Source organism: Streptomyces sp. NPDC003635 (assembly GCF_053587635.1).
In genome coordinates, this window is sequence record NZ_JBSFOK010000081.1 from 1 (window position 1) to 21,997 (window position 21,997).

General features: G+C 72.5%; 21 protein-coding genes and 1 pseudogene. 12 read left to right on the top strand and 10 right to left on the bottom strand.

The annotated features are described in order from the left end of the window. The first annotated feature begins 211 nt into the window (after window positions 1–211). Window positions 212–1,237 carry an ATP-binding cassette domain-containing protein gene (locus ACWDRW_RS38785; protein ID WP_451732832.1) on the top strand — a complete coding sequence of 342 codons (1,026 nt, stop codon included), beginning with the start codon at window positions 212–214 and terminating at the stop codon, window positions 1,235–1,237. Further along, complete coding sequence (locus tag ACWDRW_RS38790) at window positions 1,234–2,055, top strand: ABC transporter permease (protein WP_451732835.1); 822 nt, start codon at window positions 1,234–1,236, stop codon at window positions 2,053–2,055. Before ACWDRW_RS38785 ends, ACWDRW_RS38790 begins: the two co-directional genes overlap by 4 nt. 10 nt (window positions 2,056–2,065) lie before the next feature. On the opposite strand, the gene ACWDRW_RS38795 is transcribed toward ACWDRW_RS38790, so the two are convergent. After that, window positions 2,066–5,299, bottom strand: coding sequence for a BTAD domain-containing putative transcriptional regulator (locus tag ACWDRW_RS38795; protein ID WP_451732838.1), 3,234 nt, complete (start codon window positions 5,297–5,299; stop codon window positions 2,066–2,068). 35 nt (window positions 5,300–5,334) lie between these two features. Next, complete coding sequence (locus tag ACWDRW_RS38800; protein WP_451732841.1) at window positions 5,335–5,883, bottom strand: DUF6578 domain-containing protein; 549 nt, start codon at window positions 5,881–5,883, stop codon at window positions 5,335–5,337. Window positions 5,884–5,989: 106 nt separating this feature from the next. Here ACWDRW_RS38800 and ACWDRW_RS38805 point away from each other — a divergent pair, with 106 nt between their 5' ends. Then, window positions 5,990–6,757, top strand: a complete 768-nt coding sequence (locus ACWDRW_RS38805) for a site-2 protease family protein (RefSeq protein ID WP_451732844.1) — start codon at window positions 5,990–5,992, stop codon at window positions 6,755–6,757. On the opposite strand, the gene ACWDRW_RS38810 is transcribed toward ACWDRW_RS38805, so the two are convergent. From ACWDRW_RS38810 to ACWDRW_RS38820, 3 genes are read right to left on the bottom strand one after another with little or no spacing between them, the layout of a single operon-like run. After that, a complete protein-coding gene (locus ACWDRW_RS38810; RefSeq protein ID WP_451732847.1) occupies window positions 6,742–6,948 on the bottom strand; it encodes a hypothetical protein in 207 nt (68 codons plus the stop codon). The two genes, ACWDRW_RS38805 and ACWDRW_RS38810, sit on opposite strands and share 16 nt — an antisense overlap. A gap of 57 nt (window positions 6,949–7,005) precedes the next feature. Continuing rightward, the gene (gene npdG / locus ACWDRW_RS38815; RefSeq protein WP_451732850.1) at window positions 7,006–7,713 is read right to left on the bottom strand and encodes an NADPH-dependent F420 reductase; all 708 of its coding nucleotides are present in this window, start codon (window positions 7,711–7,713) and stop codon (window positions 7,006–7,008) included. Between the two features lie 47 nt (window positions 7,714–7,760). Then, window positions 7,761–8,852, bottom strand: a complete 1,092-nt coding sequence (locus tag ACWDRW_RS38820) for a sialidase family protein (RefSeq protein WP_451732885.1) — start codon at window positions 8,850–8,852, stop codon at window positions 7,761–7,763. A gap of 80 nt (window positions 8,853–8,932) precedes the next feature. Here ACWDRW_RS38820 and ACWDRW_RS38825 point away from each other — a divergent pair, with 80 nt between their 5' ends. After that, window positions 8,933–9,661 carry a hypothetical protein gene (locus tag ACWDRW_RS38825; protein WP_451732852.1) on the top strand — a complete coding sequence of 243 codons (729 nt, stop codon included), beginning with the start codon at window positions 8,933–8,935 and terminating at the stop codon, window positions 9,659–9,661. A gap of 56 nt (window positions 9,662–9,717) precedes the next feature. Beyond that, window positions 9,718–11,001, top strand: a complete 1,284-nt coding sequence (locus ACWDRW_RS38830; RefSeq protein ID WP_451732854.1) for an MFS transporter — start codon at window positions 9,718–9,720, stop codon at window positions 10,999–11,001. A gap of 48 nt (window positions 11,002–11,049) precedes the next feature. Here ACWDRW_RS38830 and ACWDRW_RS38835 read toward each other — a convergent pair whose 3' ends face one another. Further along, window positions 11,050–11,277 carry a hypothetical protein gene (locus ACWDRW_RS38835; RefSeq protein WP_451732857.1) on the bottom strand — a complete coding sequence of 76 codons (228 nt, stop codon included), beginning with the start codon at window positions 11,275–11,277 and terminating at the stop codon, window positions 11,050–11,052. Window positions 11,278–11,335: 58 nt separating this feature from the next. Here ACWDRW_RS38835 and map point away from each other — a divergent pair, with 58 nt between their 5' ends. Together map and ACWDRW_RS38845 are read left to right on the top strand one after the other, a co-directional pair. Next, window positions 11,336–12,193 carry a type I methionyl aminopeptidase gene (map, locus tag ACWDRW_RS38840; protein WP_451732859.1) on the top strand — a complete coding sequence of 286 codons (858 nt, stop codon included), beginning with the start codon at window positions 11,336–11,338 and terminating at the stop codon, window positions 12,191–12,193. Between the two features lie 147 nt (window positions 12,194–12,340). Continuing rightward, entirely contained in the window at window positions 12,341–12,988 is a 648-nt protein-coding gene (locus ACWDRW_RS38845; RefSeq protein ID WP_451732862.1) for a biliverdin-producing heme oxygenase, read from the top strand. Between the two features lie 3 nt (window positions 12,989–12,991). Here the strand turns inward: ACWDRW_RS38845 and ACWDRW_RS38850 are convergent, their stop codons facing one another. From ACWDRW_RS38850 to ACWDRW_RS38865, 4 genes are all read right to left on the bottom strand, one after another. Next, on the bottom strand, window positions 12,992–13,675 hold the full coding sequence (locus ACWDRW_RS38850; RefSeq protein ID WP_451732865.1) for a PhzF family phenazine biosynthesis protein: 684 nt from the start codon (window positions 13,673–13,675) through the stop codon (window positions 12,992–12,994). Beyond that, the gene (locus ACWDRW_RS38855; RefSeq protein ID WP_451732867.1) at window positions 13,668–14,285 is read right to left on the bottom strand and encodes a hypothetical protein; all 618 of its coding nucleotides are present in this window, start codon (window positions 14,283–14,285) and stop codon (window positions 13,668–13,670) included. The genes ACWDRW_RS38850 and ACWDRW_RS38855 overlap by 8 nt, the downstream gene beginning before the upstream one ends. Window positions 14,286–14,402: 117 nt before the next feature. Then, entirely contained in the window at window positions 14,403–15,893 is a 1,491-nt protein-coding gene (locus ACWDRW_RS38860) for an HtaA domain-containing protein (RefSeq protein WP_451732870.1), read from the bottom strand. A gap of 78 nt (window positions 15,894–15,971) precedes the next feature. Then, window positions 15,972–17,375, bottom strand: a complete 1,404-nt coding sequence (locus ACWDRW_RS38865) for an HtaA domain-containing protein (RefSeq protein WP_451732873.1) — start codon at window positions 17,373–17,375, stop codon at window positions 15,972–15,974. 170 nt (window positions 17,376–17,545) lie between these two features. On the opposite strand from ACWDRW_RS38865, the gene ACWDRW_RS38870 reads away from it, so the two are divergent. From ACWDRW_RS38870 to ACWDRW_RS38890, 5 genes and pseudogenes are all read left to right on the top strand, one after another. Next, a complete protein-coding gene (locus ACWDRW_RS38870; protein WP_451732876.1) occupies window positions 17,546–18,541 on the top strand; it encodes a heme/hemin ABC transporter substrate-binding protein in 996 nt (331 codons plus the stop codon). Window positions 18,542–18,546: 5 nt separating this feature from the next. Beyond that, window positions 18,547–19,623, top strand: a complete 1,077-nt coding sequence (locus ACWDRW_RS38875) for a FecCD family ABC transporter permease (RefSeq protein WP_451732888.1) — start codon at window positions 18,547–18,549, stop codon at window positions 19,621–19,623. 125 nt (window positions 19,624–19,748) lie between these two features. Continuing rightward, window positions 19,749–20,570, top strand: coding sequence for a heme ABC transporter ATP-binding protein (locus ACWDRW_RS38880; protein ID WP_451732879.1), 822 nt, complete (start codon window positions 19,749–19,751; stop codon window positions 20,568–20,570). A 98-nt stretch (window positions 20,571–20,668) separates the two neighbouring features. Continuing rightward, entirely contained in the window at window positions 20,669–21,802 is a 1,134-nt protein-coding gene (gene efeO, locus ACWDRW_RS38885; RefSeq protein WP_451732882.1) for an iron uptake system protein EfeO, read from the top strand. Between the two features lie 11 nt (window positions 21,803–21,813). Beyond that, window positions 21,814–21,997: pseudogene (locus tag ACWDRW_RS38890) on the top strand (hypothetical protein); the annotation flags it as partial.

Consider the following 21,997-nt stretch of genomic DNA (forward strand, 5'->3'; position numbering starts at 1 on the left):
CGGCGCAGATCCGTCGACGCGGGCGCCGGTGCGGCCCTGTCGGCGGGCGGCGCAGGCCCGTCGGCTCGGGCGCCGGTGCGGCCCGTCCGCGGGGGTCGGAGGGCCGTCCGTGGGAATGTCGGTGCGGCCTGGCGGCGGGTGTCGGCGGACTGTCGGTGGGTGTCGGCGGACTGTCGGTGGTTTGTCGGTGGGGCCTGACACCTTCGTTCCCATGACACGCATCGACAAGAACCCCAGCGGCGCCGGGAGCGCCGTCACCGTGCGGGGGTTGGTCAAGCACTACGGCGAGACCAAGGCGCTGGACGGCGTGGACCTGGATGTCCGCGAAGGGACCGTGATGGGGGTCCTCGGGCCCAACGGCGCCGGGAAGACCACCCTCGTCCGGATCCTGTCCACCCTGCTCGCCCCGGACTCCGGCCAGGCCACCGTGGCCGGCTACGACGTCGTGCGCCAGCCCCGGCAGCTGCGCCGGGTGATAGGGCTCACCGGGCAGTACGCGTCCGTGGACGAGAAGCTCCCCGGGTGGGAGAACCTCTACCTCATCGGACGGCTGCTCGACCTCTCCCGCCGGGACGCCCGTAAGCGGGCCGACGAGCTGCTGGAGCGGTTCTCCCTCACCGAGGCGGGGAAGCGGCCCGCCGCCACCTACTCCGGCGGTATGCGGCGCCGGCTCGACCTGGCGGCCTCGATGATCGGGCACCCTGCCGTGCTGTACCTGGACGAGCCCACCACCGGGCTCGACCCGCGCACCCGCAACGAGGTGTGGGACGAGGTCAAGACCATGGTCGGCGAGGGCGTCACCGTGCTGCTCACCACCCAGTACATGGAGGAGGCCGAGCAGCTCGCCTCCGAGCTGACCGTCGTCGACCGGGGCACGGTCATCGCCAAGGGCGGCATCGACGAGCTCAAGGCCAAGGTCGGCGGGCGCACCCTGCGCGTCAGGCCGGCCGATCCGCTGCAGCTGCGCCCGCTCGCCGCCCACCTCGACACGCTCGGCATCACCGGGCTCGCCACCACCACCGTGGACCCCGAGCGGGGCTCCCTGCTCGTGCCGGTCCTGAGCGACGAGCAGCTCACCGCCGTGGTCGGCGCGATCACCGCACGCGGGATCACGCTGTCCTCCGTCGTCACCGAACTGCCCAGCCTGGACGAGGTGTTCCTGTCCCTCACCGGCCACCGGGCCGGCGCGCCGCAGGACGCCGTACCCGCCGACGACCGCGAGGAGGTCGCCGTATGAGCGCCACCACCGCCACCACCGCCGCCCTCCACGCCGACACCCGCATCCCCCTGCGTGCTCATCTGCGGCACACCGGGGCGCTCGTCCGGCGCAATCTGCTGTGGATCCGGCAGGACCCGGAGTCGATGTTCGACGCCGTCCTGTTCCCGATCGTCTTCACGCTGCTGTTCGTGTACGTCTTCGGCGGCTCCATCGGGCAGTCGCTCGGGGGCGGCCAGGAGGAGTACGTGCAGTACGTGATGCCGGGCATGCTGGCCATGATGGGCATGACCATGGCCCAGGGCGTGGGCACCGGCTTCAACACGGACTTCAACTCCGGTGTCATGGACCGGTTCCGGTCCCTGCCCATCGGCCGCGGCTCCGTGCTCTTCGCGAAGATCGCGGTGGAGCTGATGCGGATGCTGTTCGCCACCTGCGTGCTGATGGTCGTCGGCGTGCTCGTGGGCTTCGAGATCGAGAACTGGGGCGGCCTGCTGGCCTCCGTCGCCCTGTCCGTGGCCTTCGGCTCGGCGCTGATGTGGGTCTTCCTCACCCTCGGCGTCGTGATGAAGAACGCGCAGTCCGTCCAGGCGATGGGCTTCCTGGTGCTGATGCCGCTGCAGTTCGGCTCGTCGATCTTCGCGCCGACCCAGTCGATGCCGGGCTGGCTGCAGAACTTCACCGACTACAACCCGCTGTCCTGCCTGGCGGACGCCGCCCGCGGTCTGATGATCGGCGGTCCGGTCGCCCACGACCTGTGGCTGACCCTCGGCTGGTCGGCGCTGCTCACGGCGGTCATGGCGCCGGTCGCCATCCACAAGTTCCGTACCAAGAACTGACCGGTGACGGTCATACGAGGGCGGCGGCCTCCTTCGCGGTGAGGCGGCCGCCCTCGGCGTACCGGGCCTCGTACGTCTCCTCGTCGAGGGCCGCGCGCACCGCGGCGACGGCCCGGTCGCGGCACTCGCGCTCCAGGGTGGAGTTCAGGTGCCCGGTCGGCCACAGCGCGTCGGAGGCCCCGAGACAGCGGGCGGCGTTGTCCGGCTCGCTCTGGGCCAGCGCCATGGCGGCGATGCCCAGGCAGGCCGGGCCCAACTGCGGGGCCATGGCCAGCGACAGCGGATCGTCCGCCTGCTCCAGGGCGCGCCGGAGCTTCTCCCGGGCCTCCTCGTGGTAGCCCTCGGAGGCGTCCATCCAGGCCTCCCCGCTGAGGATGAAGGCGTCGAAGACATGGAAGTGGGCGAGGCCGAAGTTCTCGCGCAGCAGCCGGATCTGCTCGCGGGCCTCGGCGATACGGCCGGTGATGCTGAGCCACCCGGCCAGGATGACCCGGCTGAACGGCATCGCCTCGTTGTGCCCGCCGTCCAGGGCGTCGATGACCTCCCGCAGCAGGCGCTCGCCGCGCTCGCCCTGCCCGGCCTCCAGCAGCGCACCGGCCAGCCGGGCGGTGAGGACGGCCTCCTGAGCGCGGGCGCCGAGCCGGCGGGCCTCCTCGATGGCCGCCTCGTAGTCGGCGGCGGCCTCCAGGTAGGCGCCCGTGCGCTCGCGGGCCTCGGCGCGCGCGGAGAGCGCCTCGGCGCTGCCCCAGGCGTCGCCGAGCCGCTGGTAGAGGCTCAGCGACTCGTCGGCGTCCCGGGCGGCCTCCCCCGCACGGTCGGGGCGGTTGGCGAGGAGGTTGGCGCGCATCTGGAGGGTGGCGGCGAGTTCCCAGTCGTAGTCGGGGGTACGCCGGCAGGTCTCCACGGCGGCGTCGAGGATCGTGGCGACCCGCTCCATGTCGCCGGTGAGCATCACGGCGAAGATCGCGAGCAGTCCGGGGCTGCGGCAGGTCTGCGGAAGGCCGGGTTCGTAGGTCTCGGCGATGATGCGCAGCTTGCGCTGGGCGGTCGGGTTCTGCCAGGCCTGCAACTCGGTGTCCATACAGGCGAGATGGGCCAGATGGACCCCGCGCCGGGCCTCCGTCAGCACCTCGCCGGTGTACGGCGGCGGCTCGGCGGTGCAGCGCCGCCACACCGGCTCGGCCGGCCGGACCGGCTCGGCGAAGGGATTGGGGCCGAGCGCCATCACCTCCGCGCACCAGCCGCGGGCCTCGAACCGCAGGTCGCGCATCTGCCAGTACCAGGCCAGCGACAGCACCAGGGTCAGCGCCTCCTGCTCGTCGCGTTCGGCGACGGCGTGCCGCAGGGCGGTGCGCAGGTTCTCGTACTCCCGTTGAAGCCGTTCCACGGCGTCCAGTTGGCCGGGGCCGCGCAGCAACGGGTCGGTGGTGCGGGCGAGTTCGCGGTAGTACGTCAGGTGCGCGCGTTCGGCGCCGGGGCGGTCACCGGACTCGTCCAGGCGTTCGCCCGCGTACTCGGCGACGGTCTCCAGGAGTCGGTAGCGCATCGCGCCGTCGCTCGAGGGGGCGGCCACCACCAGGGACTTGTCGACGAGCGAGCCGAGCGCGTCCAGGGCGGCGGGACCGCACACGGCCTCCGCGGCGGGCAGGTCGCAGCCGCCGGCGAAGACCGACAGCCGGCTGAGGACGTCGCGTTCGTCCGCGTCGAGCAGGTCCCAGGACCAGTCGACGACGGCCCGGAGGGTCTGCTGGCGGGGCAGAAGGGTCCGGCTGCCGGAGGTGAGCAGCCGGAAGCGGTCGTCGAGCCGGTCGGCGATCTGGCGGGGGGTGAGCATGCGCAGCCGGGCGGCGGCCAGTTCGATGGCCAGGGGCAGTCCGTCGAGCCGTCGGCAGATCTCGGCGCAGGCCTCGGGGTCGTCCTCGACCCGGAACCCGGAGCGGGCGGCGGCCCCCCGGTCGGCGAGGAGCCGCAGGGCGTACGGCTGGGGCAGCGGCTCGACCGGGCGCAGGACCTCGCCGGGGACGCCGAGGGGTTCGCGGCTGGTGGCGAGGACGGTCAGACCCGGGCAGTGGGCCAGGAGATGGTCCACGAGCCGGGCGGCGGCGTCGACGACGTGCTCGCAGTTGTCGAGGACGATCAGCATGCGGCGCCGGGCGCAGTGCTCCACGAGCCGTTCCAGCGGGTCGTCGTGGCGTTCGCCGACGCTGCGCAGTTCCTCGGCATGGGCGCCGTACAGCACGGTCTCGCGGGCGCCGACGGCGGTCAGGACCGCCTCGGGGACGTCGTCCGGGTCCTCGACGGGCGCCAGCTCGGCCAGCCAGATCCCGTCGCGGGCCGCGTCCTGGAGGGTCTCGGCGGCCTCCTGCGACAGCCGGGTCTTCCCGGCGCCGCCGGGCCCGAGCAGCGTGACGAGCCGGGAGCCGGCGAGGTCCCCGCGGATGGCATCGATGTCGGTTTCCCGGCCGACGAAGGAGGTGAGCCGGGCGCGCAGATTGCCGAGCTGAGCGGGAGCGGGCGGCGGGGACAGCAACTCGCGGTGCAGGGCGGCCAGTTCGGGCCCGGGGTCGGTGCCGAGCTGTTCGGCGAGGGCATGGCGTACGTCGTCGTAGGCGGCCAGCGCCTCGGCGGGGCGGCCGAGGTCGCGCAGGGCGCGCAGCCGCAGGGCCTGGAGCGGCTCGTCGAGGGGGTGGCTGTCGCACAGCGCGGTCAGCTCCGGCAGCGCCCGCTCGGCCTGGCCGAGGGCGAGGGCGGCGGTGTGGCGGGCGCGCAGGGCGTCCAGGCGCCGGGTCTCCCAGCGGGCCGCCTCGGCGGTGCGGTCGGGGAGGTCGGCGAGGGCGGGGCCGCGCCACAGGGCGAGGGCGTCGTCGAGGACGCCGGCGGCCTTGGCGGGGTCGCCGTCGGTGAGGGCGCGGATGCCGTCGGCGGTGAGCCGCTCGAAGCGGTGCAGGTCGATGTCGTCGGCGCCGGCGGCGAGCCGGTAGCCGCCCGCCACGGACTCCACGGTGTCGGCCCCGATCCCCCGCCGCAGCCGCCCGACGAGCGCCTGCAGAGCGCCCGCGGCGTCGGCGGGCGGGTCCCCGTCCCACACCTCGTCCACGAGCACCTGGACGGGCACGGCACGCCCGCCGCGCAGCGCGAGCACGCACAGCAGCGCACGCAGCCGGGCCCCGCCGACGGGAACGGGCGTGCCGTCGGAACGGAGGGCCTGGGTGGTGCCGAGAATGCGGTAGCGCACGGGGTCCATTGTCTCTGGTGCGGTGGGCGGATGGGCCGGGGGCGTCACGGCGTGGCCTGCTCCACCTCCAGGGTGACCAGGACACCGCGGTCCGAGAGGCGGCGGCCGTCCGGGGACTCCTGGTCCCGGAACCACTTCGGGCAGACCTCGACCGGCCGCAGTGACCGCTGCCCCGGCACCGGCTCCCAGGTGGGCAAGCCGTCGCCTCGGGAGTACTCCTGGGTCAGGATCCGGATGTCCCGAACCCGCCCGGTGACCTCCGGCCACCGCGCCCCGTGCGTCTCGACCGACAGCAGTCCGACCAGGCGGATCCAGTCGCCGGGCCGCTCCTCGCCGAGGTCCTGAGGGGCCATCGTGTCGACCGGGTCCTCGTGCAGGGCCACCGTGAGTCCGTTCTCGTCCTCGACGACCCGCACGCCGTCCACGTGCGCCACCTGCCCGGCCACCTTGGACACGTGGTCGTCCCAGTCACCGCCCAGGACGTCGCCGGAAGGGCCGAGCAGCAGCTGCCAGCTCACCTCGTCGCCGAGCGAGAACGGCTCGCCGCAGCACTCCATCTGCCAGTCCGCGTAGAACACCTGCCACAGCCCCATGCCCCCACCTTCTACGGAACCCATGCCCCACCGCGAGACGTTTTCCCGGTGCGCCCGGTACCGTCGGGCGCCTGCCCGACCTCTGCCCCACCGCACAGGGAGTCCCATGACCGCCACCACCGCCCGCCCCAGCGACCGGCGGCTGAGCCCTGTCTTCATCGGAATCCTGGCCGTCACGGCGGTGACCGGCTGGGCCACCTGGACCGGGTTCGCCGAGCAGCCGGGCGTCGCCGTGTTCCTGTTCGTGACGGCGGCCTGGATCGTCTCCTTGTGCCTGCACGAGTACGCGCACGCCCGTACGGCCCTGCACAGCGGGGACATCACGGTCGGCGCGAAGGGCTATCTGACCCTGAACCCGCTGAAGTACACGCACGCCCTGCTGAGCATCGTGCTCCCGGTCCTCTTCGTGATCATGGGCGGGATCGGTCTGCCCGGCGGAGCCGTGTTCATCGAGCGCGGCCGGATCCGGGGCCGCTGGAGGCACAGTCTGATCTCGGCCGCCGGACCGCTGACGAACGTGCTGTTCGCCATCGTCTGCACGGCGCCCTTCTGGCTCGACGCGCTCGACGGCGTCCCCGCCGACTTCAAGTACGCGCTGGCCTTCCTCGCCCTGCTCCAGGTGACGGCGGCGATCCTGAACTTCCTGCCGGTCCCGGGCCTGGACGGCTACGGCGTCATCGAGCCCTGGCTGTCGTACGACGTCCGGCGCCAGGTGGAGCCGTTCGCGCCGTTCGGCCTGCTGTTCGTGTTCGCGCTGCTGTGGCTGCCCGCGGTCAACGGCGCGTTCTTCGACATGGTCGACGCGATCCTGCGGGCGCTCGGGGTCAGCGAGCTCGACACCTCGTTCGGCTGGGACCTCTACCGCTTCTGGTAGGCGGCGGCCTTGTTCCGGCGCAGGTAGTACCAGCACATGTTCGACGACAGCCCCGCCAGCAGCACCCAGACGATCCCCAGGAAACTGCCCTGCGCGAAGGAGACGACGGCGGCGGCCACCGAGAGGACGCAGACGATCAGGGCGTAGAGGGCCAGTCGCCGGGTGGGGCCGGAGGGGAGCAAGCGGGGCATGGGACGTCTTCTCCTGGGGGGACACTGCTCGGGCACCGACCAGTGTCCCCCATCCCCTCATACGTCCGTGATGCGGAGTCCCGCGTGCGCCTTGTAGCGCCGGTTGACGGAGATCAGGTTCGCTACCAGGGACTCGACCTGGTGGGCGTTGCGCAGCCGGCCCGCGAAGATGCCGCGCATCCCGGGGATACGGCCGGCCAGCGCCTGCACGATCTCCACGTCGGCGCGCTCCTCGCCGAGCACCATCACGTCGGTGTCGATCGCGTCGATCCCGGGGTCCTCCAGCAGCACCGCCGACAGGTGGTGGAAGGCCGCCGTGACCCGCGAGTCCGGCAGCAGCGCCGCCGCCTGCTCCGCCGCGCTGCCCTCTTCCGGCTTCAGCGCGAAGGCGCCCTTCTTGTCGAAGCCGAGCGGGTTGACGCAGTCGACGACCAGCTTCCCGGCGAGTTCCTCGCGCAGCGCCTCCAGCGTCTTGCCGTGGCCCTCCCACGGCACGGCGACGATGACGATGTCGGCGCGCCGGGCGCACTCGGCGTTGTCGGCGCCCTCGACTCCGTGCCCGAGTTCCCCGGCGGCGGCCTGGGCGCGCTCCGCGGCACGGGAGCCGATGATCACCTTCTGGCCAGCCTTGGCGAGTCGGTAGGCCAGGCCCTTGCCCTGCGGCCCGGTCCCGCCGAGCACGCCGACGACGAGCCCGGAGACATCGGGAAGGTCCCAGGGGTCCTTGGCGGGGGCCTTCTGTGCAGCACTGTCGGTAGAGGTCATGGCCCGACTTTACGTCCGCGCCCGGGGCCCCTCGGGACAGGATCGGCTCAGGTGAGCCGCGTCACGGGCACCCGCCGGAACACGATCCGCTCGTAGGCGCCGAAGTCGCCCGTCTCGTACAGGAGTCCGACGGTGTCGTCGTCGACGCGCACCAGGTCGGAGTAGGCGGCGGGCAGTCCGTCGACGGTGACGCGGGGGCGCCAGGTGGTGCCGGAGTCGGTGGAGACCCGGATCGTCATCAGGGCCCGGCCGCCGGGGTGGGCCGGCCCGGAGAAGAGCAGCAGGTCGGGGTCGCGGAGCTGGAGCACGCTGGCCTGGCAGACGGGTCCGTCGAGTCCGGCCTGCGGGCGGAAGGGGTGGAGCAGGGTGCTGCCGCCGTCGTGGGAGTGGGCGTCGGCGCGGTTGCCGGGCGACGGGGAGTCGTTGCGGGTGTTGAAGTAGACGCGGCCGTCGGGGAGTTCGGCGGCGGTGGTCTCGTTGGCGTTGATGTAGCCGTCGGTGTTCTCGTCGAGGTACCCGAGCGTCCAGGTGGCACCCCGGTCGTCGCTCAGCAGACAGTGGCCGCCGTTGTACCTGGCCTCGGTGCCGGTGTCCGCGCCGGAGGGCGGGAGGCTGTGGTTGGCGGGGACGACGACCCGGCCGGTGCCGAGCTGGACGGCGTGGCCGGGGGTGGTGGCGTACCAGCGCCATCCGGGCCGCTTCACGGACTCGGTGATCTCCGTCGGGCTGCTCCAGGTGACGCCGTCGTCGTCGCTGTGCTGCACCCAGATCCGGCGCCCGTCGGCCTCCGGGACCTTGCCGCGCAGGATCAGGTCCTCGCTCGCGGAGGCGGCGGAGCGGACGTGGACGAGGAGGATCCGGCCGGTGTCGAGGACGACGGGGGCGGGGTTGCCGGAAAGGTGGACACCGTTGCTCGCCGCGACCTTCAGCGGGCCCCAGGTGCGGCCGCCGTCGGTGGAGCGCTTCAGCACGATGTCGATGTGCCCCCAGTCCTTGGCGGACTCGACCCGCCCCTCGCAGAACGCGAGCAGCGTGCCGGCCCGGGTGGCCACGACGGCCGGGATCCGGAAACTGGCGTAGCCCTCATGTCCGGCGCGGAAGGGGACGGAGGCGGGCAGGGAGGTGGCGGATGCTGGCATGTCGTACTGCTTGCCCAGGTTGGGCGAATTCATGGTGAACTGCCGGTAAGGAGTGGCGCGGTACGGCAGTATGCGGGGCCATGGACGCCGTACGGGTCGCGCTGCTGCGCGAAGTGCTCGCCGGGACCGAGTGGTTGGGTGCCACCCGGCGGTTCGCGGGCGTGCTGCGGGGCTCGGTGGTCTCGCACGGCGGCGGGCTGCTGCTCGTCGGCACCCCCGCGTACGAGCCGTGGCATCTCGCGGCGCATCTGGTGGACGAGGCCGCGTGGTCGGGCACGCCCGAACTGACGCCGACGCTCGTACGGCACGGCGCGCGCACCTCGGACCCGGCCCACCTGGCGGTGGGCCTCGGCCGCCTCGCGGCGGCCCGCCGCGGCGAGACGCTGCTGGTGGTGGCACCGCAGGGCCCGGACACCGGGGGGTTGGCAGAGGGCCCCGAGGCGGGCGCGCCAGGCGGACCCGACGCCGGAGTGCCACGGCGGGGGCCGGGCGCGGTGTCCCCGCACGGGCCGGGCGCCGTGTCCCCGCACGGGCCGGGCGCGGTTCTCCTGGAGCGGGTGCACGACGCGCGGCGGGCCGGGGCGACCGTGCTGGCGCTCGGGCCCGGTGAGGGGGACCTGGTGGCGATGGCGCACGAGTCGCTGGCGGTGCCTCAGGGCACGGACCTGGACCTGGACACCGTGCAGCACCTGGTGAGCGCGGCGGCCGGGGAGAACTCCGTCCCCACGCCCCGCGCGCCCCGCCGCTTCCGGGACCGGCTCTCGGCGCTGGCGGACCACCTGACGGCGCCGCCGCCGGCGCGCTGGTGACCCGTACGGGAAAACCAGTTGCCGGGCTCCGGCGCCCGTGCGGACCATGACCCCTCGTGACCTCCTTGCTCCCCGACCTCACCCCTTGGCGTGCATCGGCCGACTTCCGGCGACTGTGGCTGTCGGGGCTGATCTCCACCTTCGGCAGCTTCCTGACGTTCGTGGCGCTGCCGGTGCAGATCAAGGACCTGACCGGCTCGGCGGCGGCCGTCGGGGCGATCGGGGCGGTGGAGCTGATCCCGCTGGTCGTCTTCGGCCTGTACGGCGGCGCCCTCGCCGACGCCCTGGACAAGCGGGGCCTGATCGTCTGGACGGAGGCCGGGCAGGGCCTGCTGAGCGCCGCGCTGCTGGTGAACGCGCTGATGCCGGAGCCCGCCGTATGGCCGCTGTATGTCGTCGCCGCCCTGTCGTCGGCGCTGGTGTCCGTGCAGCGCCCCGCGCTGGACTCGCTCTGGCCCCGGATCGTGGCGCATGAGCACCTGCCGGCCGCGAGTGCCCTGAACTCCTTCCGCTGGACGCTCGGCGGGGTCGCGGGCCCCGCGGTGGCGGGCGTGGTGGTCGCGTACGCGGGGCTCGGCTGGGCCTACGCGGCCGACCTGCTGACCTTCGTCGTCTCGGTCGTCCTGATCCTTCCGCTGGCCTCCTCCCCCGCCTCCCACGAGGCGGCGAAGCCGTCGCTGAAGGCCATCGCGGAGGGCGCCCGGTATGCCTGGAGCCGCAAGGAGCTGCTCGGCACCTATGCCATCGACCTCGCCGCGATGTTCCTGGCGATGCCCCTGGCGCTGCTGCCGTTCCTGGCGGACGAGCTGGACGCGGAGTGGTCGCTGGGGCTGATGTACGCGGCGCTGCCGTTCGGGGCGCTGCTGGTGAGCGTGGCCAGCGGCTGGACCGGGCGGATCCACCGGCACGGCCGGATGGTGGTGCTGGCGGCGGCGGGGTGGGGAGTGGCGATCGCGGCGGCCGGGGCCTCCCGGAACGTCTGGCTGGTGCTGCTGTTCCTGACCCTGGCCGGGAGCTGCGACATGGTCAGCGGGATCTTCCGCGGGATCATGTGGAACCAGACGATCCCGGACGAGCTGCGCGGCCGGCTCGCCGGGATCGAACTGCTGTCGTACTCCGTCGGACCGACCCTCGGCCAGGTCAGGGCCGGTGGTCTGGCCGCGTGGTGGGGCGTGCGGGCGTCGGTGTGGTCGGGCGGGCTGCTGTGCGCCGGCGCGGTGGGGCTGCTGGCCCTGTGCCTGCCGAAGCTGATGACGTACGACGCCCGCACGAGCGAACACTTCGCACGGGTGCGCGAACAACGGACGGCGGCGCGGGCGTCGGCGACCGCGGAGGGGTGACAGCCGTCCGCCTTCCCGGCGTGATCAGCCGTCCGCCTCCCGGTGTGATCAGTCGCCGTCGGTCCCCTTCGGGGCGTCGTGCCACTTGGGGTCGTTCTCCCACTGGAGGTTGCGCTCGCGGGCGGTCTCCATCGCGTGCTCGGCCTCCGGACGGGAGGCGTACGGACCGAAGCGGTCCTTGCCCGGACAGTCCGGTCCCTCCTCGACCTTCTTGTGCTCCAGGCAGTAGTACCACTCGCCCGGCTTGCCGGCGGTGCGCTTCTTGAACATGGCCATGACCTGCTCCTCTCGCCAGGGACATGTTCCCCCACGGCGGCTCGTTAGACTCGCTGGCATGTCTGGCCAGTCGCTGCTCGTACCAGGGGAGCTCTCTCCCACCCGTTCCGTACCCGGAAACATCCGCCGTCCCGAGTACGTCGGCAAGCCCGCGCCGACGCCCTACTCGGGCCCCGAGGTGCAGACCCCGGAGACCGTCGAGGCGATGCGGGTCGCCGGCCGGATCGCCGCGCGGGCGATGGCCGAGGCCGCGAAGCTGATCGCGCCCGGCGTCACCACGGACGAACTGGACAAGGTGGCGCACGAGTACATGTGCGACCACGGCGCCTACCCCTCCACGCTCGGCTACCGGGGCTTCCCCAAGTCCCTGTGTTCCTCGCTCAACGAGGTGATCTGCCACGGCATTCCGGACTCCACGGTGCTGCGGGACGGCGACATCATCAACCTCGACGTGACGGCGTACATCGGCGGGGTGCACGGCGACAACAACGCGACGTACCTGGTGGGTGACGTCGACGAGGAGAGCCGGCTGCTGGTGGAGCGGACCCGGGAGTCCCTGGACCGGGCGATCAAGGCGGTCAAGCCGGGCCGGCAGATCAACATCATCGGCCGGGTGATCGAGTCGTACGCCAAGCGCTTCGGGTACGGCGTGGTCCGGGACTTCACCGGGCACGGCATCAACTCGTCGTTCCACTCGGGCCTGATCATCCCGCACTACGACAGCCCGCACGCGACGACCGTGATGCAGCCCGGGATGACGTTCACGATCGAGCCGATGCTGACGCTGGGCACGCACGAGTACGACGTGTGGGACGACGGCTGGACGGTCGTGACGAAGGACCGCAAGCGGACGGCACAGTTCGAGCACACGCTGGTGGTGACGGACACCGGCGCGGAGATCCTGACGCTGCCGTAGCTCCCCCCTGGTTTCGGCCCGCTCTCTTCGGAGGGCGGGCCCTTTTTCGTTCAGGTAGGTTTTTACCGACAGCGCGTCGGAAACTTTACCGACAGAGGGTCGGAAAGACATTGACTTAGGTAAGCCTAACCATAGAAAATCTGGGCCATGGACTCCTTCTCGACAGTCATCCGCACCGCCTCCCACGAGCAGCACGTCGAGGCGGAGACCTCGACGTTCATGAGCGACCTGCTCGGCGGGCGCCTCGGCGTCGACGCGTACGCGCGCTACACCGAGCAGCTGTGGTTCGTGTACGAGGCGCTGGAGACCGGCGCGGACCGGCTGGCGTCGGATCCGGTGGCGGGTCCGTTCATCCAGCCGGAGCTGTTCCGGCTGCGGGCGCTGGAGCGGGACCTGGCCCACCTGCGGGGCCCGCAGTGGCGTTCGGGGGTGTCGGCGCTTCCGGCGACGCGGGAGTACGCGGACCGGGTCCGGCAGTGCGCGGTGACCTGGCCGGGGGGCTACCTCGCCCACCACTACACCCGCTACCTCGGCGACCTCTCCGGCGGCCAGATCATCCGCGACAAGGCGGAGAAGACCTGGGGCTTCGAGAAGAAGGGCGACGGCGTCCGCTTCTACGTCTTCGAACAGATCGGCAATCCGGCGGCCTTCAAGCGCGGCTACCGCGAACTCCTGGACGCGGTGCCGGCGGACGACCTGGAGAAGCAGCGGATCGTGACGGAGTGCAAGCGGGCCTTCGCCCTGAACACGGCGGTGTTCCGGGCGCTGGGCGAGGAGTTCCCGCTCAGCGCCTAGCGCTCACCGTTCCAGGAAGACCCGGCCGCCGATCTCCACCCAGCCGCCCGGCTGAGGTGCCGTCAGGATCTGGGAGCCCATGCCCTGGGTGATGTTCAGGGCGCGGCCCAGTTGTTCGGTCAGGAGGAGGGCGGCGGCGCCGGTGGCCTCGTCCTCGTCGATGCCGTCGTCGCGGCCGGGGAAGGCGCGGGCGCGGACGCGGCCCGCTGCCTCGTCCGCCCAGGCCCAGGCGTAGATCCTCCCCCGGACTTCGTCCGGGGGGACCCCCATCTCGCTGCGCTCGCCCTTCGGCGGCACGGGCAGGGCGTCGACCTCCGCGGCCGTCGCGTACTGGCGCAGCGTCCGCGGCGGCACCCACTCCGCCCGCGCCTCGATCCAGCTGAACTCCCCGTCCAGCCGCGCTCCCACGACCCCCGCGGGCGTGACCAGTTCCGGCACGTCCAGCAGCCAGGCCGCGCCCACGCAGGGGTCCCCGGCGAAGGGCAGCCGCAGGGTGGGGGTGTAGACGTCGATGACACCGCGCTCGGGGTCGTCCACGAACACGGTCTCACTGAAGCCGAGCTTCCCGGCGAACTCCTGCCGCTCCGCGCGGTCCGGCAGCACCGAGCCCTCACGCACGACGCCGAGCTCGTTGCCGTATCCCCCGTTCGGCGCGCAGAAGACACGGAGCACGTCGTAGTCAGTCACGAGGGCATTCAAGCATCACGGGCGCGGCGAGGCCGTCCCAGGTCACGGGCCCGCCGGGCAGGGGCCAGGTGCGGTCCGCCTCCTCCAGGGCCAGGACCGCGCAGGGCGGGGTCCACCCCTCCGCGAGTGCCGCCACCGCTCGGTCGTGGCCGTCGAGGATCAGCCAGCCGTCCAGGAAGGTGACCGACCACAGGAGCACGGGCGCCAGCGTGCCCTCTCGCGCGTGCTTGCGGTACGCCTTCACCCGTGGGGCGTCCGGTGCCGAGAGGCGGCGCAGGGGCAGCACGCCGTTCCAGCCGCCCCCGCAGTACAGCTCCAGGCTGCCGCCCGGCCAGTCCCGTACGAACTCCTCGCCACCCCACACGTACGGCGGGAACTGTCGGCGCTCCCGCACCTCCCACCGCCCGTCGCACAGCGGGGTCCCCTCCGCGTCCTCCAGCCACGACGTGTACCGGTGCGGCCAGTTGCCCGGGGCGCGCATCAGCGCCGAACGGATCGGCGGCAGCGGTGAGCGGTAGCCGTCGAAGCGGTGCATCGCCAGGTCGCGGCAGCACCCCGTGCCGTCCGCGCGGCCCAGCAACAGCGGGCGCTCGCCCTGCCGCAGCAGCATCCGCCCGCCGTCCGTCGCCTCAAGCGCAACGGCGGCGGGCCGGGGCGGCCCTGTACGTCCAGTACCAGCCGCCCCGGCCCCGGCGATTCCCGGTGCCCCCTGTTCACAGGGACAGTTCTACGCCTGCGTGCGCCGCCTGCGCATCGCGAATACGACACCCGCGCCCGCCGCCACCGTCACCGCGGCGGCCGTGCCCAGCGCTCCGACCGGAACGTCCGAACCGGTGGAGGCGAGCCCTCCGGTGACGCCGCCGGTCGTCGAACCCGTCGTACCGGTCGGGCCCGTCGTACCCGCACCGCCCGTGGAGCCGGACCCGGATCCGGTCCCGGAGCCCGAGCCCGATCCGTCGTCGCCGTCCGGCAGTTCCGCGTCCTCCGTCAGGGCCACCGACAGGTCCACCGGGTCGAGTTCGGTCCCGGCCGGGTAGAAGCCGCCGAAGGCCTTCGCGCCCGCGGCGGTCAGGGTCGCGGTGACGTCGTCCAGGGTGATGACGTCGTTCTCCGGCGTCAGGTCCGCGGAGTCCGCCGTCAGGTCGGCCAGGACCACGCCCTTGGAGGTGTCGCCGAGGCTCGTCACATCGGCGGTCAGCTCGCCGGAGCCGCCGTCGAGCGTCGCCTGGAGGCCGGTCAGGGTGAGGTCGAGGCCGAACTCGCCGTTCTCCTCATGGCCCTTGAAGTTCACCGCACCCTCGAAGGAGGCGGAGAGGGTGTCGGTGTCGTAGTCACCCGTCGCGTCGACGAAGGTGAACACTCCGTTGCCCGCCGCCTGCGAGGCACCGCCCGAGGTCGTGATGTCGCCCTTGGCCACTCCGTCCACGACATACGTGCGGAAGGACTCCTTCACCCCCCAGCCGAGCGTGCCGTCGACGATGTCCCCGGCGGCGGGAGCCTCGGTGGCCGTGGCCGTGACGGAGGGGGAGGCGCTCGTGGAGGTGGACGGGGACGGCGCCGTGCTCTGGGTCGCGCTCGGCGTGGCCGAGGGCGTGGCGCTCGGCGTCGTGGACTGCGTCGCCGTCGGAGTCGGAGTCGGGCTCGGGGGCTGGGACTGCGTCTTCTGGACCACCGTCAGCGGGTCACCGGCCGCGCCCTCGTAGCTCGCGCTGCCGAAGACGTCCGCCGCCTGCTTCGTCAGCGTGGTCGCCATGTCCGTCATGGCCCGGGTGACCGTCACGTCGGCCAGCGGCACGTCGTCGGTCGTCGTACCGCCCTTCGTCACGTCGGCGGTGATCTCGGCGGCGGCGCTGTCGAACCGCACGTCGGACAGGGCGATCTCGAAGCCGTGCAGCTTGGACTCGATCTTCAGAGCGCCCTTGAAGCCGAGGTCGACGGTGTGCGCGGTGGAGTCGTAGCTGCCGCTGCCCTGGGTGAAGGTGAACACCCCGTTGTCGGCGGCCTGCGAGGCCCCGTCCGTGGCGGTGAAGCCGCCGGCCGCGAAGCCGGTGACGTAGGTGCGGTACGACTGCTTGATGCCCCACGTCAACTCATAGCCGCTGAGCGGGACTTCGGCCGCCGAGGCGGTGGTCGCGGCGAGGGCGGTGGCGCCGAGGGCGGCCGCCGTGGCCACGGCGGCGGCGAGGGCGAGGGGACGGCGGGCGGATCTGGCGGGCATGGTCGGGGGTTCTCCTTACGAGAGTGGAGGGGTCCTCTCCTGGCGCGAGTGGAGGGGGCCCCTGACGAGTGGAGGGGGTCAGTTCTTGCGTCGGCGGGCGGTGACGAGGGCGGCGGCCGCGGCCACCAGGACCAGACATCCGGCCGCGACGCCGAGGGGCAGTGCGAGGGGTGCGCCGTCGTCGTCGGTCGTCTCGGCGACGGGTTCGGCGGACGGCCCGGCGGAGTCCGAGGGCTCGGGTGACGGGCTCGCCGCAGGACCGCTGCCCAGGTCGGGCAGGGCGGGCAGTTCGGCGTCCGCGGTGGTGGCCACGGCCAGGGACACCGGGTCCATCTCGGTGCCCGGCTGGTACATCCCGCCGAAGGCCTTGGCGCCGCGCGCGGTCAGTTTCGCGGGGGCCTCGGTGAGCCGCACGAGGCCCTTCTCCGGCTTCAGGCCCGTCGCCGTGAAGGTGACCAGGGGGACCTTGGTGCCGGTGAAGTCGGGGGTGACGACATCGGCGTACAGCGTGCCCCTGCCGTCCTCGACGGTGACGCGGACCCTGTCGAGCCCGAGGTCGAGGCCCTGCTCGCCGGTGAAGCGGACGGCGCCCTTGAAGGAGGCAGTCAACTCCCCGCTCTCGTACGTCCCTTCGCCCGCGGGAAAGCGGAACAGCGCTCCCCCGTCCTGGGCCCCGGCGGACAGGGTCCACTTGCCCTGGGCGATGTCGCCGGTGACGTACTCCCGGAAGGTGCGGCGCACGCCCCAGTCGACGGCGCCGTCCTCGATCGCGCCGCCCGAAGCCTTCTTCTTCGCCGGGGACTTGGCCGGGGAGTCGGTGGCGGTGGGCGTGGGTGACTGGGTCACGGCCGCCGGCCGGACGTCCGCCGACAGGCTCACCGGGTCGAGCGCGGTCCCGGCGGTGTAGTAGCCGGCGAAGGACTGGGCGCCCTGGGCGGTGAGGGTGGCGGGGAGGTTGTTGAGCACGACGGTGTCGCCGCCGCCCGTCATGTCGATGCCGCCCAGCGAGAGGGAGGCGAAGGGCACCTGGCTGGACGTCGTGACCGTCCCGGTGCCCTTCGCCTTGCTGGTGACGTCCACGTAGAGGGTCCCGGAGGAGCCGGAGACCCGGACGGTGGGGCGGCTGATGGTGAGGTCGAGCTGGTAGCCGCCCGAGTCCGTCCGGTGCCCGAGGAAGTGGACCCCGCCGGAGAAGGCCGCGGTGAAGGCACCGGTGCCGCCGTCGTAGCTGCCGGTGGCCGAGTGGAAGCGGAAGCTTCCGGTGCCGACCGTGGCCGCGCCGCCGGTCAGGGAGTAACTGCCGTTCGCGATGGGGCCGGTGACGTAGCTCTGGAAGGAGGACTTGATGCCCCAGTCGAGCCGTCCGCCCTGCACGGTGCGGCTCGCGGCGTGCGCGTCGGCCGCGGGGAGCAGGGCTCCGACGACGGCCAGGCACAGCGCGGCGAGCAGGCCGTAGAGGCGTCTCGGCGGGGATGGGGACATGGGTGACCTCCGGGGACGGCGAAGATCCGGCCGGGGTCCGCTGACCCCTGACCCGGTAAGGTAAGGCTAACCTAAACTAAGAGCCTTCCGATCGGGAGGTCAGGAACCGGACTCAGCCGAGTCACAGGAAAAGGCGCACGTCAGACGGGCGCGGAGAGGAACGGCCGACGGTGCGACGCTTGCGCACACGACTGGCGGGAGCGCTGCTGGTGGTGCTCGCCCTGACGACGGCGACGGGCTGCGGGGGCGGTGCCGGTGCGGCACCCGCCGCGCGGACGGCCGCCGACCGGGTGGAGCCCCTCTCCCCCGCGCCCACACCCGAGTTGCCGGTCACGGTGGGCTCCGCCGACGGCGAGCGGGTGACCGTCGAGAAAGCCGACCGGGTCGTGCCCCTGTCCGGCAGCCTCAACGAGATCGTGTTCACGCTCGGGCTCGGCGACCGGGTCGTCGCCCGTGACATCACCGCCACCTTCGCGCAGGCCGGGAAGCTGCCCGTGGTGACCCGGGGGCACGACGTCTCCGCCGAGAGCGTGCTCTCGCTCCGGCCGGACCTCGTGCTCGCGGAGACCAGCAGCGGGCCGGCGGAGGCGATGGAGCAGATCCGCGCGGCGGGGGTGCCCGTGCTGGTGGTGGACCCGGCGCAGGGTCTTGACGACGTCGGCACGCGGATCGGGGCGGTCGCGGAAGCGCTCGGCGTACCGGCGGCCGGAGAGCGCCTCACGACCCGCTCGGAGGACCGCATCTCCGCCGTGCGCGCGGACGTTCCGCACGTGAGGGAGAAGCCGCGGGTCGCCTTCCTGTACCTGCGCGGCTCGGCCTCCGTCTATCTCATCGGCGGCATGGGGTCCGGGGCTACGTCGTTGATCGAGGCGGCGGGCGGTGTCGACGCGGGGGCGGACTCCGGCCTGACGAAGGACTTCACCGCCATCACCAGTGAGGCGCTGGTGAAGGCGGCGCCGGACGCGATTCTCGTGATGTCCAAGGGACTCGAGTCGGTCGGCGGGATCGACGGGTTGGTCGAGATCCCGGGCGTCGCGCAGACCCCGGCCGGGATGGACCGGCGGATCGTCTCCGTCGAGGACGGTGTCCTCCTCAACTACGGGCCGCGCACCGACCAGGTGCTCCAGTCGGTCGTCCGGCAGCTCTACGAGGACGGTGCCGCGTGAGCGTGATGGAGAAGGCGGCGCCTTCGCGGGCGGCGGCCGCACCGGCGCGGCGGCCTCGTACGGCGGCCTGGCTGCTGACGGTGGGCCTGGTGGCCGCGCTGGTGGCGCTGGTGCCGGTCGCGGCCGGGATCGGGGCCTATCCGGTGCCGGTCGGGGACGTGCTGTCGTCGGTGCAGCACCGGATCGGGCTCGGCGGCGCGGAGTTGGACCGGGTGGCGGAGTCGGTGCTGTGGAACGTCCGGTTCCCGCGAATCGTGCTCGCCCTGCTCATCGGGGCCTCGCTGGGCTGCGCCGGGGCGCTGATGCAGGGCGTGTTCGGCAACCCGCTCGCGGAGCCGGGGGTCATCGGGATCTCGTCCGGCGCGGCCGTGGGCGCGGTGGCGTCGATCGCGCTGGGCCTGAACTTTTTCGGCACGTGGACGGTTTCGGTGGCGGCGTTCGTGGCCGGTCTCGCGACGGCTCTGCTGGTGTACGTCATGTCGCGCTCCGGGGGCCGTACGGAGGTCGTGACGCTGATCCTGACCGGGATCGCGGTGAACGCCTTCGCGGGGGCGGTGATCGGCCTGTTCCTGTTCTTCGCGGACGCGGCGGCGATCCAGCAGATCACCTTCTGGCAGCTGGGGTCGTTGTCGCAGGCGACCTGGCCGAAGGTGCTGGCGGTACTGCCGTGCGCGGCGCTGGGTCTGGCGGTGGCCCCGCTGTACTCCCGCCGCCTGGACCTGCTGTCGCTGGGCGAGCGTCCGGCGCGTCATCTCGGGGTGGACGTCGAGCGGCTGCGCATCACCCTCGTCTTCGTCATCGCGCTGCTCACGGCGGCGGCGGTGAGCGTGTCGGGGATCGTCGGCTTCGTGGGCCTGGTGGTCCCGCATCTCCTCCGGATGGCGGCGGGCCCGGGGCATCGGTTCCTGGTCCCGGCGAGCGCGTTGCTGGGGGCGGTGGTGTTGCTGGCGGCGGACTTGGCGTCCCGCACGCTGGCGTCTCCGGCGGAGCTGCCACTCGGTGTCCTCACGGCACTGCTGGGCAGCCCGTTCTTCTTCTGGCTGCTCCGCAGGACGCGGCGGCGGCAAGGGGGGTGGGCGTGAGGGTCGTATGCCGGGTGCGGGTGCGTGGGGGGCTGGTCGCGCAGTTCCCCGCACCCCCCGGGAAGTCGACCTTGCCGTGAACTATCCACCCCCGCACCTTTTCTCCCTTTTCAAGGACCCCGCCCATGAGACTCCTCCGCCCCCGCCCCACTCCCCCGCCCCCCGCCTCCCCCGGTGACACCCTTGCCGAGGCCGAAGACCTCCGAGTCCGTCTCGGCGGCCGGGATGTTCTGCACGGCGTGGAGGTCAGCGTCCGCGCCGGGGAGCTGCTCGCTCTCGTGGGGCCCAACGGTGCCGGTAAGTCCACGTTGCTCGGGGCGCTCGCCGCCGACGTCCCGGCCGTCGGCGGAGTCGTGCGCGTGCACGGCCGGCCCGCCACGGAGTGGTCCGCGCCCGAACTGGCCCTGCGCCGCGCGGTCCTGCCGCAGTCCGCGACGCTCACCTTCCCCTTCTCCGTCGAGGAGGTCGTCAGGATGGGCCGGGCCCCTTGGGCCGCCCTCGGCACGGAGGACGACGACGCCGCCGTCGCCGAGGCGATGAGGCTGACCGAGGTCGCCGACTTCGCGCCACGCCCGTTCAACGCGCTGAGCGGTGGTGAACGCGCCCGCGTCGCCCTCGCCCGCGTCCTCGCCCAACGCGCTCCGCTCCTCCTGCTCGACGAGCCCACCGCCGCCCTCGACCTGAAGCACCAGGAGTTGGTCCTGCGTCTGTGCCGGGAGCGGGCGGAGGCGGGCGACGCCGTCGTCGTCGTACTGCACGACCTCGGCCTCGCCGCCGCCTACGCGCACCGCGCGGCCGTCCTGCGCGCCGGGGAAGTCGTCGCCGACGGCGAACCGGCCGAAATCTTCTCCGACCGGCTCCTGTCGGAGGTCTACGACCAGCCCGTCGAGGTCCTCCCCCACCCCCGCACGGGCGCCATCCTGGTCAATCCACGAAGAAAGCTTTGACTTTCCTTTGATTTCTCCATGGGAAGTCATGGGTAGCTTAGGCGAGCCTCACCTTACGTGAAGCTCGTCACGACTATTTCCGGCCACCAGGAGCACCCATGCGCCCCGCCAGACTCTCCGCCGTCGCCGCCGTAGCGGCCGCTGCCCTGACCGCCCTGACGGGCTGCACGGAAAAGGGAGACGGCGGCGAAGGGGTCGTCAACGTCACCGCCACGGACGACAAGTGCGAGGTGTCGACGACGGAGTTCCCGGCCGGCCACGTCGAGCTCGCGATAGAGAACAAGGGCTCCAAGGTCACCGAGGTCTACATCCTGTTCCCGGACGACCGCGTGGTGACCGAGCGCGAGAACATCGGCCCCGGCACCAAGCAGCGCGTCACCGCCGAGGTGAAGCCGGGCGACTACCAGATCGCCTGCAAGCCCGGCATGAAGGGCGACGGCATCCGCCAGGACGTGAAGGCCACCGGCGGCAAGGCCGTCAAGCGCGACCCGCGCCTGGACAAGGCCGTCGCCGCCTATCGCCAGTACGTCCAGCAGCAGGCCGACGAGACCCTGCCCCTCGCCCAGACCTTCGCCGACGCGGTCAAGGCCGGTGACCTGAAGGCCGCCAAGAAGGCCTACGCCCCCTCCCGCATCGGCTGGGAGCGCACCGAGCCGGTCGCCGAGTCCTTCGGTGACATCGACCCGAAGGTCGACGTCCGCGAGGACGGCCTGGAGGACGGCCAGAAGTGGACCGGCTGGCACAAGCTGGAGAAGTCCCTGTGGCAGGACAAGAAGCTCACCAATGCCGACAAGACCCTCGCCGACCAGCTGATCACCGACCTGAAGGACTGGCAGAAGCGGGTCGGCAAGGCCGAGATCACCCCGACCTCCATGGCCAACGGCGCCAAGGAACTCCTCGACGAGGTCGCCACCGGCAAGGTCACCGGTGAGGAGGAGCGCTACAGCCACACCGACCTCGTCGACTTCAAGGCCAACGTCGAGGGCGCCGAGAAGTCGTACGAGCTGCTGAAGCCGGTCGCCGAGGAGAACGACGCGGCCCTGACGACCGAGCTGGACAAGCAGTTCGCCGCGCTGGACACGCTGCTCGACAAGTACCGGGCGGACAAGGACTCGTACGAGTTCACCTCGTACGACAAGGTCGGCGCCGCCGACCGCAAGGAGCTGTCGGACGCGGTCAACGCGCTCGCCGAGCCGCTGTCCCAGCTCGCCGCCGCCGTCGTCGTGAAGTAGGGGGGCACCTCATGTCCGCGCAATCCCCGTCCCGCCGCGCGCTCATCGGCTGGGGCGGCGCCGGGCTCGCGCTCGGCGCCGCCGCGGCGGGCGGCGCAGGCGCTGAAGGAGAGCGAGCCGGCGTCGTCGGGGTTGGTGCTGACCAGCTTCAGCAGGTACGGCTCGCCCTCGGTGGCGACGTACAGCGTGAAGTTG

Bases quoted from the DNA above. Each gene is read 5' to 3' on its own strand.
- efeO (WP_451732882.1), top strand. From the start codon at position 20,669: ATGCGCCCCGCCAGACTCTCCGCCGTCGCCGCCGTAGCGGCCGCTGCC.
- ACWDRW_RS38860 (WP_451732870.1), bottom strand. From the start codon at position 15,893: ATGCCCGCCAGATCCGCCCGCCGTCCCCTCGCCCTCGCCGCCGCCGTG.
- ACWDRW_RS38810 (WP_451732847.1), bottom strand. From the start codon at position 6,948: ATGCCCCGCTTGCTCCCCTCCGGCCCCACCCGGCGACTGGCCCTCTAC.
- ACWDRW_RS38865 (WP_451732873.1), bottom strand. From the start codon at position 17,375: ATGTCCCCATCCCCGCCGAGACGCCTCTACGGCCTGCTCGCCGCGCTG.
- ACWDRW_RS38790 (WP_451732835.1), top strand. From the start codon at position 1,234: ATGAGCGCCACCACCGCCACCACCGCCGCCCTCCACGCCGACACCCGC.
- ACWDRW_RS38835 (WP_451732857.1), bottom strand. From the start codon at position 11,277: ATGGCCATGTTCAAGAAGCGCACCGCCGGCAAGCCGGGCGAGTGGTAC.
- npdG (WP_451732850.1), bottom strand. From the start codon at position 7,713: ATGACCTCTACCGACAGTGCTGCACAGAAGGCCCCCGCCAAGGACCCC.
- ACWDRW_RS38805 (WP_451732844.1), top strand. From the start codon at position 5,990: ATGACCGCCACCACCGCCCGCCCCAGCGACCGGCGGCTGAGCCCTGTC.
- ACWDRW_RS38820 (WP_451732885.1), bottom strand. From the start codon at position 8,852: ATGCCAGCATCCGCCACCTCCCTGCCCGCCTCCGTCCCCTTCCGCGCC.
- ACWDRW_RS38795 (WP_451732838.1), bottom strand. From the start codon at position 5,299: ATGGACCCCGTGCGCTACCGCATTCTCGGCACCACCCAGGCCCTCCGT.
- map (WP_451732859.1), top strand. From the start codon at position 11,336: ATGTCTGGCCAGTCGCTGCTCGTACCAGGGGAGCTCTCTCCCACCCGT.
- ACWDRW_RS38825 (WP_451732852.1), top strand. From the start codon at position 8,933: ATGGACGCCGTACGGGTCGCGCTGCTGCGCGAAGTGCTCGCCGGGACC.
- ACWDRW_RS38875 (WP_451732888.1), top strand. From the start codon at position 18,547: ATGGAGAAGGCGGCGCCTTCGCGGGCGGCGGCCGCACCGGCGCGGCGG.
- ACWDRW_RS38855 (WP_451732867.1), bottom strand. From the start codon at position 14,285: ATGCTGCTGCGGCAGGGCGAGCGCCCGCTGTTGCTGGGCCGCGCGGAC.
- ACWDRW_RS38800 (WP_451732841.1), bottom strand. From the start codon at position 5,883: ATGGGGCTGTGGCAGGTGTTCTACGCGGACTGGCAGATGGAGTGCTGC.
- ACWDRW_RS38785 (WP_451732832.1), top strand. From the start codon at position 212: ATGACACGCATCGACAAGAACCCCAGCGGCGCCGGGAGCGCCGTCACC.
- ACWDRW_RS38880 (WP_451732879.1), top strand. From the start codon at position 19,749: ATGAGACTCCTCCGCCCCCGCCCCACTCCCCCGCCCCCCGCCTCCCCC.
- ACWDRW_RS38845 (WP_451732862.1), top strand. From the start codon at position 12,341: ATGGACTCCTTCTCGACAGTCATCCGCACCGCCTCCCACGAGCAGCAC.